Below are 18320 nucleotides of genomic sequence, written 5' to 3'. Positions count from 1 at the left end.
AGTTTTAAAGCTTCGAGATCTCTGAGTTATTTTTAAGGGCTTAAATGCCTTTATTAGGTCAATTTATTTTTGGAGAGTATTGATTTCTAAGATGTGATTTGAGTACAACAACCATTCAAGGAGAGAGAAATGCCTTTTACAATGCATCAAAGCAGAAGGTTTGTCCGTGAATTTGAAGCTTGTAATGCTTATAGACAGCAAACAGGTGGGGTGAATGAGTACTTGATTTACAGATTTGACAGTGATGACAGCACCCTCAGTAACATATTCTCGATTGACTACAAAACCCCTGTTCGAAGTTCACCTTTACCTGGAGGAATTTACCCTGCTCAAAGGGGTAGGCTTAATAGCAGTAAGACAAAAGTGACCAAGCCACAAAATTATCAAGGTGGTGGGCATGCTGAAGAAATTTTCTTACGGTCACTGGATAAGTTTACTAGTTATGGGCCGGTAGGGAGAATAGAAATGTATATTTCAAAGATTCCATGTAATTATTCATCTGCAATGATGGTGAATGTAAATGGGTCAAATCATCACGTCCCATCTGGTTGTGGGAATAAGCTTCAAATGATGATCGAAGCCTTTACCAATATAAATTGGTATATTTGTTTTGATAGAGAGTACTCAGGTGCGACTCAAGGGCGTGAAACCAAGCAGAAAATGCTGGTGTTAGATGCAAAGATGAATTGTGAAGTTTACCGCTACAATAATGGCGCGCTGAATCGAGTTTCGGCGAATTAGGGGGAAGCTGTATCACGTTAACTTAAGAGAGTTATCTGTCAATCCAGATGACTTTCTTGGGTGTGCCGAGTGAGTTTATGACTTTTCCTGACCTGTAATATTATATTTTTTATGAGATTCTTACTCTAAAAATATGTATTGGTTATTGGCTTGGCGAAAGTCAAATCTGATAATTAAAATATTATCTGTTTATTGGTAATAGGCAGAGCCTCTCTTTCTCACTAGATAAACACTATTTGCTGCAGAGCAATGTCGTTATAGTCGTTGGTAGCAATATAGAGGTATCGCTAAGCGCCGCTTGCCGCTTTGTGGAGGCGGGCTAAGGGTAGCTATTCTGATGAATTGTGAGCTGGAGGACGAAAATTCGAATAAGCCTTCTTATACTTCCACCGATGCTGACCAGGTTGGGTGTTTGCCGCTGTTTCCAGTGCCTGCTGTCTCCCTGGCATCTGATAACCCCCTCTTTATGCTGCGGATATGATTAATCTGAATATTGGTTGGGTAACCAAGGTATGTGATGTCGCAGTAGGGCGTTCACCCTGCATATCTGGCTGAGCGTCTATATAAGTCTTTCAGTCTATTTATAATAGGCGCCTAATTTTCCTTCCGGAACCAATTATGCCGAGACCTAAGTCCACAGTTCCATTGGATGAGGTGCATTGGGGCGCACTTAAGACCCTGTTTCCCTACCTGCTGGAGTTTCGTAGAGCTGTTGTCCTGGCAATCCTGTGCCTGATTGGAGCCAAGGTCGCAGGGGTTACTCTTCCATTTATTCTTAAGCACATAGTCGATAATTTGGATAAAGCTGGTGGTGTAGCCGAGGCTATTGCGTTGCCGTTGGGGCTTTTGCTGGCCTATGGTGCAGTGCGTTTTTCCAGCACCTTGTTCGGTGAGTTGAGGGATACCATTTTTGGCCGTGTGACCGAGCGTGCCCAGCGCCGGGTAGGGCTGGAGGTATTTCAGCATCTGCACAAGCTGGATTTGGATTTTCACCTGGATAGGCGCACCGGCGGTTTGTCCCGGGATATTGAGCGTGGTAATAGCGGCATCGGCTTTCTGATGCGTTTTATGGTGTTCAATATCGTGCCTACCCTGGTAGAGATTGCTATGGTGGCGGGGCTTCTTTGGTGGAATTACAGCGGTGTGTTCGCCCTGGTAGTTTTGGCGGCGGTCATTATTTATATCGGCTTCTCCGTAGTGGCCACAGAATGGCGCACCCGCTTTGTACGAGCGCTTAATGAGGCGGAGTCACAGGCCAGTAGTCGTGCCGTGGACAGCCTGCTGAATTACGAGACGGTTAAGTACTTTGCCAACGAGCGGCACGAATCCAGCCATTATGATAAGGAGCTTGCAACTTGGGAGCAGGCCCGGCGTAAGAACCGCTTATCCTTGTTTAGTCTGAATACCGGTCAGGCTCTGATTATTGCCAGCGCCATGTGTGCCGCGATGGTGCTGGCAGCGGTTGGGGTAACGAACGGACAGATGACCATCGGTGATTTTGTCCTGGTTAATGCCTTTATGATGCAGATCTTTATCCCGCTTAATTTCCTCGGGTTTGTCTACCGCGAAATGAAGGGAGCCCTGGCAAATATTGAGAAAATGTTCTCCTTGCTGACGGTAAAGCCCGCGGTAGCAGATAAGCTGGAGGCGTCCAAACTACAGGTATTCGAAGGGCGTATCGACTTCGAGCAAGTACGGTTCGGCTACAAGGACAATCGCGAAATTTTGCGTGGAGTAAGCTTCTCAGTGCTGCCACGTCAGAAAGTAGCTATTGTCGGTGCTAGTGGTGCCGGTAAATCAACATTGTTTAAGTTGCTGTTCCGTTTCTATGATGCCGAGGGTGGCAGAGTCTGTATTGATGGTCAGGATATCCGCACTGTAACCCAGGAATCCCTGCGCCGAGCTATTGGCGTGGTGCCACAGGATGCGGTGCTGTTCAACCAGTCAATCAAAGAGAATGTGCGCTACGGCAAGGTAGGTGCCACTGATGAGGAGGTAATGGAGGCGATCCAACACGCGCACCTATCAGACTTTGTCGAGCAATTGCCTAATGGAATAGATACCTTGGTGGGAGAACGCGGCCTGAAACTTTCCGGAGGGGAGAAGCAGCGGGTTGCGATTGCCCGGGCGCTGCTCAAAAAACCACCAATTATGATTTTTGATGAAGCGACCTCCTCCCTGGATAGCCGATCAGAGCGTAGCATTGTCGCCTCACTACAGGAGATTGCCCGGGAGCAGACCACTCTCGTCATTGCTCACCGCCTCTCTACGGTTGTAGATGCGGACACCATCCTGGTAATGGATCAGGGCAAGGTTGTTGAGCAGGGTTCCCACAGCCAGCTGCTGGAACAAGGGGGTCATTATGCGATGCTCTGGCAGATGCAGCAGCAGGAGCGTACCGATGAGGTAGAGATTGTCACGCCCTAGGCTCCTATCTTGATAATTGTGCCCAGCCCGACTAATGTGGCGCCGACACAAAAAAACGATAGGCAGAGCGATATGACCATTCCTTTTCAGTCCTCCAAGATCGCTGCCGCACTGTTGGCGATAGTGCTGGTGGGCGGCTGTAGCAAAAACAAAGAGGCCGAAGAAGTCAAAAAAGATGAGGCCGAAGCCCAGATTGTTGAATCTGAGACTGTGAGCCCGCCTCCTGGCCAGACTGTGGAGAATGCAGATAAGCGTTTTGATATCTATGTGCCTGTAGAGCTTACTGCTAACCTCAGCAGCTTGAGCAATAACCAGCGCAAGATGATTGGTTTGCTGATCGACGCCAGCCAGATTATGGATCGCCTGTTTTGGCTGCAGTCCTACGGTCCCGCAGAAGTACTGCTGCCGGAAATCGAAGATAGCCGCGCGCGCAAGTTCGCCGATATTAACTATGGCCCCTGGGATCGTCTAAACGACAACAAACCGTTTATTGTTGGCTATGGCTCTAAACCCCTCGGTGCGAACTTCTATCCAGCGGATATGACGCGTGAGGAGTTTGAGGACTGGGATCAGCCTGGCAAAGATGGCCTCTATTCCCTGGTCCGTCGCAATGATGCCGGCAAGCTGGAGCTGATTCCTTACAACAAAGCGTATAACGCGGAATTGAAAAAAGCCGCTGATATCCTGCGCCAGGCTGCCGCACTGGCTGAGAGCAAGGAGTTTGCACACTACCTGACCATGCGCGCCGATGCGCTGTTGACGGATAATTTCCGTCCCAGTGATATGGCCTGGATGGACATGAAGGAAAATGAGATCGACGTAGTCATCGGCCCCATTGAGAACTACGAAGACCAGATGTTTGCTTACCGCACCGCTTATGAGTCTTATGTATTGCTGAAGGATAAGGAGTGGAGTGAAAAGCTGGCTAAGTTTGCCGCACTGCTGCCTGAGCTTCAGAAAGGCCTGCCAGTTGAAGAGAAGTACAAATCGGAAGAGCCGGGCACTGATTCTGACCTGAATGCTTACGATGTACTTTTCTATGCAGGGCATAGCAATGCTGGTTCCAAGACCATTGCCATCAACTTACCCAATGATGAAGAAGTGCAGCTGGCCAAGGGCACCCGTCGTTTACAGTTGAAAAATGCCATGCGCGCTAAGTTCGACAAGATTCTGGTGCCTATCAGCGATGTACTGATTGCTCCTGAGCAGCGCAAGCATATTACTTTCCCAGCTTTCTTCGCCAATACCATGTTCCATGAAGTGGCCCATGGCCTCGGGATCAAGAAAACCGTTGATGGTGGTGCGAATGTACGCACTGCATTGAAGGAAACCTCCTCCTCCCTGGAGGAAGGCAAGGCGGATATTCTGGGTCTGTATATGGTCACCCGCCTGCATGAGAAAGGTGAAATCGAAGATGGCGAGCTGATGGATAATTACGTTACCTTCCTCGCCGGGATCTTCCGCAGCGTACGCTTTGGTGCGGCAAGTGCGCATGGTAAGGCGAATATGATGCGCTTCAACTTCTTCAAGGAGCAGGGCGCTTTTACCCGTGATCCTGAGACTGGGCAATACAGTGTAGACTTCGAGAAGATGCAGCAGGCAATGACTAATTTGTCTCGCCTGATCCTTACCATCCAAGGTGACGGTAACTATGAAGAAGCTAAAGCGCTATTGGCCAAGCAGGGCGTGATTGGTCCCGAATTGCAAGGTGACCTGGATCGGTTGTCTGAAGCGAACATTCCTGTAGATGTTACTTTTATCCAGGGGAAAGAGGTACTAGGCCTTAAATAACAGAGTTTTAGGACTGGAATTAAAAGCCCGGCATCGCCGGGCTTTTTTATTCTTTCTTAAAGCAGATCATTGATTTTGAAGTAAAAGCTATTAAATAATTTTTCTACTTTGATAACAAATGTTATCTAGAGCTTTCAGTGATTCTCTTCTCCCCCAGGCTTTACTTGTAGTTCTCATTAAGCTTGCTCAATCAAGTCAAACCTGTTGCACTTTGGCTTAAATTTGTTGGTACGTTTGTGCCCTTAAACTGATAGAAAATAAATAGCTTTTTGCATTCTTTCGTTGCTAAATAAGCGCCGGTTATTATGAGGTGGAAATTACTAGTCTTCAGTTAGGTGGAGAGAAAGGATGCGCCGTATTTTATACACCGGTACAAAAAATGCCTCCTCTTGGGCATTCCGCGCTTGGCTCGCTATGAGGGAGCTTGGTATTCAATTTGAAGAGCGAGTGGTGGATATAAGAAAGCCCCAGAGGTTCGAAAATCTGCGGCGAATTGGAGAAATATCACCATCTGCATCCGTACCAGTGTTGGTTGATGGCGATAACATCATCTTTGATTCTTTGGCAATTATGGAATATGCCAATGAAATAGGTGGGGATGCCCTGCTCCCCGCTGAGCCTTTAGCCAGGGCAAGGGTCCGCTCATTTCTGAGCTGGCAACATGCCGGGTTATCGGGGCTCTGTCCCCGCCTGTCATTTGAAAGTGCTTTTTATCCCAATAAGCGTGAGATGACCTCGGATGAGCATAAGGATACGGAGAGATTATTTTCTGTGTGGGAGTCGGAACTGAAATCCAGTGGTGGCCCTTATCTATGTGGGGAGCTTTCTCTGGCCGATCTGGTACTGGTGCCTACAGTTATTCGGATTTACTCACATTCTCCCCAACTGAATACCTGGCCCCTAACTCACCAATGGATAGTGAAACTGCTGGCAAGAGAGAGTGTGGAAGAGTGGGTGTCCCAAGCCAGGTCTTTACCGCCCGTGATTTTGGACAATTATTGACTGCCAGCACATTGATTAACGAGTTTGGAGCTGGGCTGGCGTTGTTTATTTCGTCAATAACTGGTCACTATTGGAACTGATGCTGGCCTTCCTTTACTGCCCCTTCATATTTTTAGGTACTGATGAACTGGCAGTTACTACCTTTTATCTGTTTATGGCGTTTATAGCTTGTAAAAAGAGGGACGCCGCGTACATTTTGCAGGAAATTCCTCAAATGTGAACCTATAGAAACTCGGTTGTAAAAAGGCGACTAAAATATCCTTGGGGTAAAGGAAGGTTTGCCCGCTGGAATTGGGCGGCCAATATAAAAATGTTAAGGATAAACATTGGAACAATGAAAATACCAGCCTTGATTCTCGCCTTTGTATTCTGCCAAAGTGTGCAGGCCTCTTGCCAACTGGAGGAGTATGAACGTTTCCTGAATACGCAAAGCCTGGTGATGTTGGAAGCTTCCGTTAAATTGTTCGAAGAAGATAAAGATAAGTTCAAAACAATAAAACCATTCGTGAAGCTGGAAGTCAGGAATAACAAGCTGAAGGTATATATTGCCAGAAAACTGAGTGAGCTGAATCCAGAGGTACTCAATCTAACCGGGCCAATTGCCAATCTGGTTCCCAGTGTGTCGGTGCAAATTATGCCTGACGGGTCCATAAGGGATAAGGTGGATTTGGCGATGTCTGCAGATTCCCACTACCGACAAGAAAAGGCAGCAATGAAGCCTGTAGAACAGTTATATCTGTATCATGAAGGAATGACAGAGTCAGAAAAAAAGCGTTTTCTTGTCGCCAGAAGCTCATTGAGTAAACTTATGGAGACCAATGAGCAATTTGAATTTATGAAGCGTGCATTTACTACTTCGCTTGAAAGTCTTTGTCCCGTTGATTAGTAATCGCTAGTGAACTTTTGGTGATAAGGAAAGCGGTAAATCTCCGGTAATGTTTGAATTAAAAACAATAGCTTTGTTTTTTGTAACTGCACTTGCTGAAATTGCCGGCTGTTATCTTCCTTATCTCTGGATCAAGCAGGGAATGAGTGCTTGGCTTTTGCTACCTGGCGGCATTAGTCTCGCGCTATTTGTCTGGCTGTTAACACTTCACCCGACCGCAGCAGGGCGGGTTTACGCAGCTTATGGCGGTATTTATATCTTTACGTCCATTATGTGGCTATGGTTGGTGAATGGAGTCAAGCCAACTGTCTGGGATATAACCGGTGCCAGTGTGGCAGTGGTGGGGATGAGCATTATTATGTTCTCCCCGCGACAAATGCATTAATATAATGGATTTGCTGTAATAGTATCCGATTTTTTCTTCATAAGAATAAGTTTTATATATAAATCAAGTTTCGTTTGTATTCTGGTTAACATATAAATCTTTAATGAATTGACGCTTTAGCTGTTTTATGGTTTTCAGTGCTTCTGTTTTTTGCTGTAAAATGGTGCGCTTATCTTTTTATGGCTGTCGTGTTGTTTTACGTTTTATGCCCGGAATAAAAGTTTTTCTCATAGGCTTATAATTTTTTTAATCTTCCTAATTTACCTGGGGTCGGGCATTCTACTTACCTGGGCCAATTGAAAAATAGTAAATGGTTATAACAGTATCTGTTGGGGATATTGATTGTTTTGGCTGTTGATAATCCAGGTTGTTTTGCTATCTATTTAGGAAAAATTTCCTATGGCCCTTTCTCAAACCTAGGTCAAACTCTCCTTGGCTTTGGGTGTACTCTCCTTTGAAACAATCAATAAATGAAGGGAATCTAATATGAAAAATGTAAGTGTTAATCCTTTAAAAGCAGTACTGCTCACCGTTGCCGGAGCCGCCAGTATTTCGGTGTCGGGTATAGCTTCAGCTGTCAGCTGTGGTGATGTTCTTACATCCGCAACTGTTCTGTCTGGGGATATTCTTTCATGCGCGATAAATCCTGCAGTAACGTTAAAAGAAGGTGCAAGCCTGGATTTAAATGGTTATACCATTAGTTGTGATACTCCCGTTGGAATCGGAGTGAGGTTAGTTGGAGCAGGCAGGGTTCTTGAGGATACTGCAGGCGGTGGAAGCATTGAGGGTTGTGCCACTGGAGTATCTGCAGAGGGTGATGGTGGCCATTTTATTATGGGAGTAAGTACCACTCTCAATAGTTTGTCCGGAGTTACCCTTTGGAGCACTGGCAACACCTTGGAGGCTTCTTACGCGAATGGCAATACAGGCATGGGTATTCGTTTGATGGGTGACGGAAGCCAGGTGAGAACTACTGAGGCGACAGGAAATACTCTTATGGGAGTAAAAATTGTCGGTAACAATTCATTGTTGAGAGATAATGATACCAGCTCTAATGGGGCGAGTGGCATCGTAGTTGCCGAAGGAAATGGCGGTATTATTGCAGAGAACTTATCAACAGATAATGGTGTAAATGGAATCATGATGCAGCCATTTGCTCAGACAGGATGGCTTATTATCGGAAATGATGCGGCAGGTAATACAGGAAATGATCTTATGGATCAGAATGTTCCTGCCTGTACTGGCAGTGTTTGGGTACTTAACACTTTTGATAATGCAAACGACGCCTGTATTCAGTAGATGTAAAATCTAATCTTTGGATGGGCCTATGTATTGAGATCGTATTTGATATGTAGGTCCATTATATCTAAATTTGACTTTTCATTCGTTAGTGGTTTGACTTAAGATGGCCAAGCCGCGACATTTGACTGTATTTATACTTGGTAAATAGTCAGTCTATATTGCACCTCCCTTTGTTACGCTCTAAATCTCCACACCTTTATTTTGTAATCTGGCTGGGCGATTACACCATTGTGTAATATTTTTTCCTGATTTTGAAAGCTTTCTTCAAGGTCTTAATCTACCTGGGTATTTTTTCCTATATTTTCGGTACTTATCTCCTATTGCGCAAGCACGGCCTGGCTACAAAACTCATCACAGCATCAAGCTGTGGCCATATATAAGAAGTAACTCGTTGTGTGTTTCTACTGTGAGGAAATTTACAAGGATAGTTGCCAGAGTATCGGTACAACTTTTGTTGAGTATTACGCAGGAAACCCCTTTAAGCATTGGCGTTTGCTTTTGTGCTAGGGCGTGATGTTGATTAGATTCATCTTTAAAGCAGTAACAAGAAGTTTAAGTTTGCTAATTTCATTTCCTAAGGAGATAAACGTGAAAAGATGTACCCCCATAGCAGCCGCTGTTTTGTTCGCTATTGCCAGTCAAGGTGTTTTTGCTGACAATAACACTGCTATTGTTAACCAAAGTGGCAATGCGCACACTAGTGTTGTGGATCAGGTGGACCCAACAGTTACCCATAGCTTGATTTCCCAAACCCAGATTGGCACCAGTAACAGTGCCTTTGGCCAGCAGATAAATAGCACCTCATTTGCTTCTATATTTCAGCTTCAGGATGGGCAGTCAAATACAGCTAATTCTGTTCAGGATTTTGCCACTCTTGGAACGACTGCCGGTATTGCGCAAGTTGGTAACAACAATACCGCAACAACATCTCAGATTACTGCAGAAGCCACTGTAGCGACGATCAACCAGTTTCAGCAAAGTAATACAGCGACAATTATTCAAGCAAATACTTTCGGTGGTACTACTGCGGTAGCTACTCAAGTAGGCACTTCCAATGTAGCCACGATTGGGCAGTTTGTTGTTGTAAGTAGCTCTGCGGATTCAAGTCAAGTTGGTAATACCAATACAGTAAATATCAATCAGTCCAACCTTACAGGTGGATTTATTGATGCGGATCAGTTAGGAAATAATAACTTGTTGAATGCCTCACAGGTTGGCATTGGCCATATTGCCTTTGTTAGACAGGAGCAGGAGTCGAACACTCTGAATCTCTTGCAAACTGGTACTTCTAACTTTGCAAACTCCTTCCAGCTTGGAACCAGTAATACGGGACTCTTAGCCCAGTTTGGAATGATGAATGTTGCAGTTGCTTCGCAGAATGGGCAAAGTAATAATTTTAGTGTTACTCAAACCGGCACTATGGATACTGCAACAGTCGGACAAATTGGTAATAACCATAACAGTACAATAGTACAATAGTTAATCCTTGCCTCAAGAAGTCCCTGGCAATTTTTAGTTTAATTGTTAGGGATTTCTTATTGTTGTGATCTATATTTGATAGCCCATTTCTTGTTGGGCTATTTTTTTACCTGAAAGTAAAGGTTAAGGTTGATTTGGGAAGTTGAGCTCTTTGCTATTTCCTTAAATCCTGGTTGATATGGTTTCTTTAATGTTAGGGTTGAGGGTTTATTTGCTAATGCTTATTGATAGTTGGAAGAAGAGGTTTTAAGAAACAGCTTTGTAGTATATTTTTCTAATCGGGAGGGAGTTCTCTTATAAGGCCTAAAAAGGTAATTTTTTCTGATCATAAACCAGAGAATCTGTTTTTTTAATTTCAGTTAATTGTTGAAGCTATTGTTGCTTCATATACTGAAGAGGGGGTGAGGCCAGAATGGTGATCTATATTTATAGTTTCCGACACTCACCGTAGTGCTTGCTGTATACTCCTAAGAACAACCTACATTATAAATTGAAGACCGCTACTTAAAGAGATAGTTATACTATTGTGTGCTTGTTTGTAGCCCTGAGGCGGCTTCGAAGAGTTTAGTTATGAGTTTGTTGACTTTGATTTTGTTGGCGTTCTCAAGGTTGCTGTTAGCCAGTAAAACTACTCCAATTTTATCAGCTGGGTTATAGAGTAAGTAAGAAAAAGAGCCTGGATCCCTACCATTGTGGCCATTAAGTTTGTGATTTTTTCCATTGTAATTCCATAGAAAATCAAGACCCCAGAAAATGCCGAAACCATCTTCAATTGGTGTCAACATATTAGAAACAGTTTTAGCCTCTAGAATTCTACTGCCCTGTTTTCTTGATACTAATTCACCACCATTCATAATAGTGGCGAGGAATAGTGCCATATCATAGGCGCTACTCCTTAATCCTCCATCTGGCCAGGTTGCAAGGTCGTAGTGTGGTATAGGTGTTAAATTATTTTCGATTGCATAGTGTGGGCTGGCGATATTTCCTGGGATAAAGTCGGGGAGCTTCCAGCTTGTGTTAATCATACCTAAAGGGGTAAATATTTCTCTATCCGCATAGTCAGCGAGAGAAAATCCGCTGGCGAGTTCCACAGTATATCCAGCTAAGGCTGCTCCTATATTAGAATATTCATATGCTTCTCCAGGTGTCTGCGAGAGAAAGTTGTGCTCTGAATCATAAAACTCTCCCTCGCTGTCGAGGTACGCTCCTAAAAAACCGGCCAAGGTGATTGGGCTGTCTTCTGGACAGATTCCAGGCTCTTTGAGGTTCATCAGTTTTGAGTGGGTACCATCTCCATGATTGATATAGTAACTACATTGATATGTGGGGCCATCATTAATGCCAGATCTATGGGTGACAAGATGTTGGAGTGTAATAGGTTGTGAGCCTGGGTTATCAATGTTGAAATAGCCCCCAGCAAGAAGGTTTTGTACTTCCTGATCCAGGCTCAGGATTCCGTCTTCTTGCGCTTTTGCAATCGCTGTTCCCATAACAACTTTACTCACTGATGCTAGCCAAAAGGCCGTATTCCGGGTAACCAGACCACCCTCTTCCAGGCTTTTTACTCCATATCCTTTAGACCATATGATTGGCATTTCAGGCCTGGCAACCAAGGCAATAGCCATGCCGGGAATTTCGATATCCCGCATGGTGTTTTTAACGGCTTCATCAACCTTGGTGTGGTCAAAAATGCGAGGTTTATTTGTATAAGTTACTGTGGAATCAGCTTTAGTGTATTCAGTGTAGTTGCTGGTATCACTAGCATCCATTGCATTTGTAAGCACGGTTATAGATAGACTTGCACAAATAAAAAGATTAGACAGAATTGAAGTTGTCTGTTTTCCTTTCATGGTAAAACCTCCTTGATTTACTTTTCGTTTGGTTACTCCAGTTTTTTACGTCCGCTGTCTATTTTCCTATATTTTTGCTGAAAAAAATTGGAATCAAAACAGCGGTTTAATGCTTCGGAAGATTGTTTCTTTCCTGCTATAGAAGAGGTAGCTCTTCCAGGAAGGGTGTTGCCAGTATGTGAATCGCTGACTTAACCTGTGCTGAATAAGATAGGTTTGAAATTATTCTGGCGGATTTATCTATTAATTAGGCGTGACTGCAGGCTTAATAGTAATCGGCGATTAAATTAAGCTAATACCTTGAAGGGGCTGTGTAGAAAAAATGAAAGGTACTTTTTATGGTGATAGTGAAAGCAGCAGCCCTTTTTAGGGCTGCTGCTTCGATGATTAATAAGCTTATGGTTGCTGGTCAATCGGTACCGCGCAGGCTAGATAAACATCCAGCTTGTTATTAATAGAGTTCAGGCCTTTCAGGCTTAGGCGAACCTGATCAAAGTCAGCCTGGGTATTTGCAAGGAGTAGACGGTGATAGTGCGCTCCGTTCACTTTGAAGGGGGCGAGCATATAACCACTTGTAGTCTCGCCAGTGGCTATGCCATCCAGGTAAGTACCGATAACAATGCTGTTCAGTTCGATCTCATCGAGCGGTGAATTGCCATTTTCCACCAGGAAGCCAATCATGTAGCGGCCGCTCTTAATATTGTCGTGATTTATCTGGATATAGGCGCTGCCTCCAGCACCGCTAACTACCTCTATTCTGGCTGCATCGGAGAGTATTCCGTTGGTTACCTTGTCGATAGATGTTACTGAACATCCATCGCAAGGTGAGGTTATGCCGTTGACCAACTCAGCACTCACACCATCCATAACTTCAAGACCTTCGAAAGAGGTACAGGAAAGTACACTATCGAAATCACAGGCATCTCCTACGCCATCATTATCTGAGTCTTCCTGGTGAGGGTTGATGGTTTGTGGACAGTTATCGATATCATTTTCTACACCGTCATAATCCACATCCGGGTCGCAGGCATCTCCCAGACCGTCACCGTCAGTGTCAGTCTGGTTTGGGTTGGGAATAGTGGGGCAGTTATCTGCGCCGTCATCTGAGCCGTCGTTATCCTGGTCATGATCACAGGCATCACCGACACCATCGTTGTCGCTATCTTCCTGCCCACCATTTGGTACTGCTGGACAGTTGTCGACATTATCTTCAATGCCATCTCCATCAACGTCATCATCGCAGGCATCACCAGTACCGTCGTTGTCACTGTCGGTTTGGTCATTTGGAGTCAGAGGGCAGTTATCGAGATCGTTGATTACTCCGTCGCCGTCGCGATCGTTATCACAAACGTCGCCGATATTGTCTCCATCTTGGTCTGCTTGATCGGGATTTGCATCTGCCGGGCAATTGTCCTCACCATCGTCATGGCCATCGTTGTCGCTATCACTGTCCAAGTCACAAGCATCACCAATACCATCGCCGTCCTGGTCCTCCTGCAGTGTATTGCTGACAAGGGGACAGTTATCGACCTCATTTAATATGCCGTCGCCATCTAGGTCGGAATCACAGGCGTCACCAATGCTATCGCCATCGGTATCTGTTTGATCGGAGTTGGGAACAAGCTGGCAGTTATCGGTGAGGTCATCTACGCCGTCATTGTCATCGTCGGAATCGCAAATGTCTCCCTGGCCATCACTATCATTATCCGCTTGATCCTGGTTGGGAATATAGACGCAGTTATCGCTATTGTTGTCGACGGTATCTCCATCGAGATCGCTATCACAGGCGTCGCCTACGGTGTCACCATCCAGGTCTAGCTGGTCGGGGTTGGGTACATTAACGCAGTTGTCGATACTATCTGGAATTAGGTCCCCGTCGCTATCGGTATTGTCGTCACAGGCATCACCGTAGCCATCTCCGTCTGTGTCGGTCTGGTCTTCATTGGGTTCCAGCGGACAGTTATCATTGCTGTTTTCTACACCGTCATTATCGCGGTCGCTGTCACAGATATCTCCGGTGCCGTCATTGTCGGTGTCGGTCTGGTCCTCATTGGCATCTGCGGGGCAGTTGTCGGAGTCATCGTCAATACCGTCAGCATCATCGTCGCTGTCACAGGCATCCCCTTCGCCGTCAGAGTCGATATCACTTTGGTCGGGGTTGCTAATAGAAGGGCAGTTGTCGGTATCGTTTTCAGTGCCATCATTGTCGAGGTCGGAGTCGCAAGTGTCACCAATACCATCGTTATCCTGGTCATCCTGCGAAGCGTTGGGGACATTCGGGCAGTTGTCAGAGTCGTTATCAAAACCGTCGCCGTCTCTATCGCTATCGCAGGCATCGCCTATGCCGTCTCCATCGGCGTCTTTCTGGTCGGGATTTGGTGTATGTGGACAATTGTCGGCGCCATCGTCCAGGCCGTCATTGTCACTATCACTATCGGCATCACAGAGGTCGCCAATGCCATCATTATCCTGATCCGCTTGGTCGGGATTGGCTGTATCCGGACAGTTGTCCAGGCTATTGGTGTAATCGTCGCCATCACGGTCATTATCGCAGGCATCACCGACGCTATCGTTGTCTATATCGCCCTGCTCATGATTTGCGTCAGCGGGGCAGTTATCGCTGTCATTATTAATTTCATCGCCGTCAAGATCTTCATCACAGGCATTGCCAATGCCATCGCCATCACTATCTGCTTGGTCAGAATTGGCTGTTAGCGGGCAGTTGTCGTCGGAGTCTGAATGGGTATCACCGTCGTCATCGCTATCGCATGCGTCACCATTGCTGTCTTTATCGGTGTCATCCTGGCTGGAATTGCTGATGCTTGGGCAGTTATCCCTGCTGTCTTCAATCCCGTCTCCGTCAGTGTCCACAATACTGGCGCCTGGCAATAGATCTTCGGCAGCATCTCCCCGGCCACCGTCGGATCCACAGGCACTTAAAAATAATATTGAGAGAAAAAATATAATTAGCGGTATTTGGGGCATGGTTAAAGTCTCCGAAAACAAATTTTATTTTTGTTATCTGTCGGAGAAGAAGAGATGGATCTCGTCGGTTAACGTCGGAAAAGTATAAAAATTATTTTCACTAGTTTCCCGGTCTCTACTTCCCTGTAGATAGTTCCGGGGTCGTGCAGATAAATCGCTAATACTTTTGTATGTAACTACGGCACCGGACTTTGTGCCGTTTAATATGCGTTGTTTTGGTGTTGGATGTGTGAAGGTCGATGAAAAAATGGCGGGCTATTTTCTGGTTTATATCTCTTGTAATTTTAAAAAATAAAACTCCGCCATTTGGTTGGGAATGTTCGCGCAGATGTTGTGTTAAACATGTTTAGGCAAAAGTGTCAGGCAGATATAAGAAAAGGACTATGAGTCGAAGATACTTTTAAATTCATACTTGTATTGTTATTTATGCTTTAGCCTGATTTTTTCCAGTAAGCGAAAAAATTTATGCATTCTCTGCGCAAGTGTTACTGCCGTTATTGCTACTGATATATAAGCCTGCTTCCAATTGAGTGAGACCAGTTAGTCAGTTTTTTAAAAATGGCCAGTTCCGTTTTTGACTAGTTCCATGGGCGTGGAATCCATACACTGGTAGTCAGAAACGGGAGGGGTTTATGAAAATTGATGCTGCAGTTTGCTCCAGTGCGCGACTGGCTCGCGATCGTCGTTTCGATGGACGTTTTTTTACAGCGGTGAAAACCACCGGGATTTTTTGCCGTCCCATCTGCCCCGCACGCCCCCCTCGAGCAGAACGTTACTTACTTTGCCACTGCGGCAGAGGCCGCGAGTGCTGGCTTCAGGCCCTGTTTACGCTGCCGGCCAGACTCTGCCCCAGGCAGTCCGGCCTGGGAACTGGTCTCTACCACCGTACAGCGGGCACTGAAGTTGATGCGCAGCGAACGGGAGCCTCATTCAGTGGAACGGCTGGCGGAGCGCCTTGGGGTCAGCAGTCGTTACCTTCGACGTTTGTTTGCTGAGCACTTGGGTGTGAGCCCTTTGTCGGTATGGCAGACTGAGCGGGCGCTTTTTGCCTTTCGTTTATTGCGTGATACCAATTTGCCGGTAGCAGAAATTGCTTATGAATCGGGATTTAACAGCTTGCGTCGATTTAATGGTGTGTTTAAACAGATTTACCAACGCACACCATCCGAGGTGCGCAGGGAGGGCCATAATAGGCGGCTGAAATATGGTGTTTCTACAAAAGTACGGCTCTATCTCGATTACCGCCCACCATTGGATTGGCAGCAATTGCTGGCATTCCTCCGTACCAGAGCCCTGACGGGGGTAGAGCAGGTAAGGGACTGCGAGTATTTACGCAGTTTTGCGTTGGAGGGGGCGTGGAGTGATGCGGGTGACCCACGATCCAGAGAGAAACCGCTTGGTAGTGGAGGTATCCGGGCAGGAGGGTGGTACCGGCTTGTACCTGCTTAATCAGCGTCTTCGTCGATTGTTTGACCTGGATGCTGATACAGCGGAGATCCAGGCAGTGTTAAATGAAGACCCCTTGCTGAAGAGACAGCTGGCACAGCGACCGGGCCTGCGCTTACCCGGAGCCTGGGACCCATTTGAATACGCTTTGCGGGCAATACTTGGGCAGCAAATCAGTGTGGCAGCGGCTACCACGATTGCGGGGCGCCTGGTGGCTCGCTATGGGGAGTCCTTTGTGGATGACTCTGGAGTTGAGAGGTTCCTGTTTCCCACTGCAAAACAACTTGCTGAGGCGGATTTTACCGGCTTGGGGCTGACACGTACCCGGGCCAATACTTTGCGAGAGTTTGTTGACGCAACACTTGATGGCCGGGTTAATTTTGGCGAGCAGTCCTTGGAGGATTGGTGTACGCAGGTCACTGCATTGCCGGGTATCGGCGATTGGACAGCACAATACATTGCCATGCGCGGGCTATCCATGCCGGATGCCTTCCCATCTTCAGACCTGGGAATTTTGCAAGCACTGGGCAGTAAAGGTCTAAAGGCAAAACCAAAAGAAGCCCTGGCGAGGGCTGAAAAGTGGAGGCCCTGGCGGGCTTACGGGGCAATCCTGCTGTGGCAGTCCCTGAAATCTGGAGAGCAGAAATGATTTTTTATGAGAGTTACACCACAGAACTGGGTGAAGTTGCCATAGCGGCCTCTGGTCAGGTAAATGAGGGTGAAGCCAGGGGTATTGTTTCGTTGCAGTTTTACGATAGTGAGCGCCCGCTTCGCGCTGGGCCGGGTTGGAAAAGAGAAACCTCTGATCTTATCGAAAAAGCTGCTCAGCAGTTGCGAGAATATATTGCCGGGAAGCGGAAAAATTTCGATCTGCCCCTGGCCCCGCGGGGGACCGAATTCCAACGGCGAGTATGGGACGCCCTGTTGCAGATTCCCTTTGGTGAGACCCGCAGTTATAGCCAGCAGGCACAGCTCTTAGGGCAGCCTCGTGCTATTCGCGCGGTAGCGCGGGCCAATGGTGCCAACCCGGTAGCGGTGATAATTCCCTGTCACCGGGTAATTGGTGCGAATGGCAGCCTTACCGGTTATGCCGGAGGCCTGCCACTGAAGGCTCGGCTTTTGAAGCTGGAAGGAGCCAACTTTGTAAGTCAGGGTGAGTTGCTTTAGTGCTCGGAAAGTGAAAAGCACAAGTGCCACCTGCTAGCCATAGGCCCTTTGGCGCGGGATAATAAACGGTTCATAATCATATTGAGCCGGAGGCCAAATGCTGTACAGATTGGGGGATAAACAGCCGCAACTGGAAGGTGAGGGCCACTATATCGCGCCCGGTGCCCATGTGATTGGCGATGTGCGTATGCTAGCGAACAGCTCTGTGTGGTTTAATGCGGTGGTGCGTGGTGACTGTGCGCAGATCACCATCGGTGAAAATAGTAATGTGCAGGATGGCTCTGTGCTGCACGCCGATCCGGGTACGCCGCTGACAATCGGTACCGGTGTCACTGTAGGCCATAAAGTGATGCTGCACGGCTGTGATATTGGTGATTACAGCTTGATAGGTATCAACGCCGTGATCTTAAACCGGGCCAAAATCGGTAAGTGCTGTATTATCGGCGCCAATGCGCTGGTGACTGAGGGCACGGTGATTCCCGACTATTCGATGGTTGTGGGTACTCCCGGTAAGGTGATAAAAACTCTCGATCCCGCTGCCTATGCGCTGCTGAAAGCCAGCAGCGATCACTATGCGGCCAACGGTAAATATTTTGCCAGCGAGTTGGCTCTGCTCGAGGCTGAGGATGTCTGAACAATCTGTAAAAACTGCGGTGCCTGAAGAGCACCCGGTTAAGTCCCCCTGTATTTCCGTATGTGCACTCAACGACCAAGATGTTTGCGAGGGTTGCTTTCGCAGTGGTATGGAGATCAGTCGTTGGGGCTCCATGAGCAACGATGAGCGCCGTGCAGTTCTGAAGCTCTGCACCGAGCGAGCGCGGCAAATGGGCCGACTCTGGTAAATCATTGAATGCGCTTT

At 46.7% G+C, this 18320-nt stretch carries 14 protein-coding genes and 2 pseudogenes; 14 read left to right on the top strand and 2 right to left on the bottom strand.

Going from position 1 to position 18320, the window contains the following annotated elements; all coding sequences use genetic code 11:
* Nucleotides 1-129: 129 nt before the first annotated feature.
* The 8 genes from P3339_RS16840 to P3339_RS16805 all read left to right on the top strand — a co-directional run bounded on the left by P3339_RS16840 (nucleotide 130) and on the right by P3339_RS16805 (nucleotide 10013).
* The gene (locus tag P3339_RS16840; protein WP_020411703.1) at nucleotides 130-741 is read left to right on the top strand and encodes a hypothetical protein; all 612 of its coding nucleotides are present in this window, start codon (nucleotides 130-132) and stop codon (nucleotides 739-741) included.
* A gap of 618 nt (nucleotides 742-1359) precedes the next feature.
* The gene (locus P3339_RS16835) at nucleotides 1360-3168 is read left to right on the top strand and encodes an ABCB family ABC transporter ATP-binding protein/permease (RefSeq protein ID WP_282951267.1); all 1809 of its coding nucleotides are present in this window, start codon (nucleotides 1360-1362) and stop codon (nucleotides 3166-3168) included.
* A 72-nt stretch (nucleotides 3169-3240) separates the two neighbouring features.
* Nucleotides 3241-4959, top strand: coding sequence for a DUF8614 domain-containing protein (locus P3339_RS16830; protein ID WP_282951266.1), 1719 nt, complete (start codon nucleotides 3241-3243; stop codon nucleotides 4957-4959).
* Nucleotides 4960-5307: 348 nt separating this feature from the next.
* Nucleotides 5308-5961, top strand: a complete 654-nt coding sequence (locus P3339_RS16825) for a glutathione S-transferase family protein (RefSeq protein WP_282951265.1) — start codon at nucleotides 5308-5310, stop codon at nucleotides 5959-5961.
* A 334-nt stretch (nucleotides 5962-6295) separates the two neighbouring features.
* Nucleotides 6296-6847, top strand: a complete 552-nt coding sequence (locus tag P3339_RS16820) for a hypothetical protein (protein WP_020411709.1) — start codon at nucleotides 6296-6298, stop codon at nucleotides 6845-6847.
* 49 nt (nucleotides 6848-6896) lie between these two features.
* The gene (locus tag P3339_RS16815) at nucleotides 6897-7232 is read left to right on the top strand and encodes a YnfA family protein (RefSeq protein WP_020411710.1); all 336 of its coding nucleotides are present in this window, start codon (nucleotides 6897-6899) and stop codon (nucleotides 7230-7232) included.
* Nucleotides 7233-7718: 486 nt separating this feature from the next.
* Nucleotides 7719-8531, top strand: coding sequence for a right-handed parallel beta-helix repeat-containing protein (locus P3339_RS16810; RefSeq protein WP_282951264.1), 813 nt, complete (start codon nucleotides 7719-7721; stop codon nucleotides 8529-8531).
* Between the two features lie 516 nt (nucleotides 8532-9047).
* Nucleotides 9048-10013, top strand: coding sequence for a hypothetical protein (locus P3339_RS16805; RefSeq protein WP_282951263.1), 966 nt, complete (start codon nucleotides 9048-9050; stop codon nucleotides 10011-10013).
* A gap of 521 nt (nucleotides 10014-10534) precedes the next feature.
* Here the strand turns inward: P3339_RS16805 and P3339_RS16800 are convergent.
* Both P3339_RS16800 and P3339_RS16795 read right to left on the bottom strand, forming a co-directional pair.
* A complete protein-coding gene (locus tag P3339_RS16800) occupies nucleotides 10535-11863 on the bottom strand; it encodes a serine hydrolase domain-containing protein (RefSeq protein ID WP_020411713.1) in 1329 nt (442 codons plus the stop codon).
* A 396-nt stretch (nucleotides 11864-12259) separates the two neighbouring features.
* Entirely contained in the window at nucleotides 12260-14848 is a 2589-nt protein-coding gene (locus tag P3339_RS16795) for a thrombospondin type 3 repeat-containing protein (protein WP_282951262.1), read from the bottom strand.
* 632 nt (nucleotides 14849-15480) lie between these two features.
* On the opposite strand from P3339_RS16795, the pseudogene P3339_RS16790 reads away from it, so the two are divergent.
* The 6 genes and pseudogenes from P3339_RS16790 to P3339_RS16765 all read left to right on the top strand — a co-directional run.
* Nucleotides 15481-15564, top strand: a pseudogene (locus P3339_RS16790) (hypothetical protein); the annotation flags it as partial.
* An 88-nt stretch (nucleotides 15565-15652) separates the two neighbouring features.
* Nucleotides 15653-16367, top strand: a pseudogene (locus tag P3339_RS16785) (AlkA N-terminal domain-containing protein); the annotation flags it as partial.
* Nucleotides 16353-16943: a DNA-3-methyladenine glycosylase family protein gene (locus tag P3339_RS16780; protein ID WP_353056935.1), complete on the top strand. Its 591-nt coding sequence runs from the start codon at nucleotides 16353-16355 to the stop codon at nucleotides 16941-16943. The pseudogene P3339_RS16785 and the gene P3339_RS16780, both read left to right, overlap by 15 nt.
* On the top strand, nucleotides 16940-17461 hold the full coding sequence (locus tag P3339_RS16775) for a methylated-DNA--[protein]-cysteine S-methyltransferase (RefSeq protein ID WP_020411716.1): 522 nt from the start codon (nucleotides 16940-16942) through the stop codon (nucleotides 17459-17461). Before P3339_RS16780 ends, P3339_RS16775 begins: the two co-directional genes overlap by 4 nt.
* A gap of 97 nt (nucleotides 17462-17558) precedes the next feature.
* Nucleotides 17559-18095 (top strand): gamma carbonic anhydrase family protein, encoded by a 537-nt coding sequence (locus P3339_RS16770; RefSeq protein ID WP_282951260.1) that lies wholly within the window; start codon nucleotides 17559-17561, stop codon nucleotides 18093-18095.
* Complete coding sequence (locus tag P3339_RS16765; RefSeq protein WP_020411718.1) at nucleotides 18088-18303, top strand: DUF1289 domain-containing protein; 216 nt, start codon at nucleotides 18088-18090, stop codon at nucleotides 18301-18303. The genes P3339_RS16770 and P3339_RS16765 overlap by 8 nt, the downstream gene beginning before the upstream one ends.
* The last annotated feature ends 17 nt before the right edge of the window (nucleotides 18304-18320 follow it).

Origin of the sequence: Microbulbifer sp. MLAF003 (assembly GCF_030012965.1) — a bacterium.
Classification (GTDB): domain Bacteria; phylum Pseudomonadota; class Gammaproteobacteria; order Pseudomonadales; family Cellvibrionaceae; genus Microbulbifer; species Microbulbifer variabilis.
This window is presented reverse-complemented; position numbering and strand designations above follow the sequence as displayed.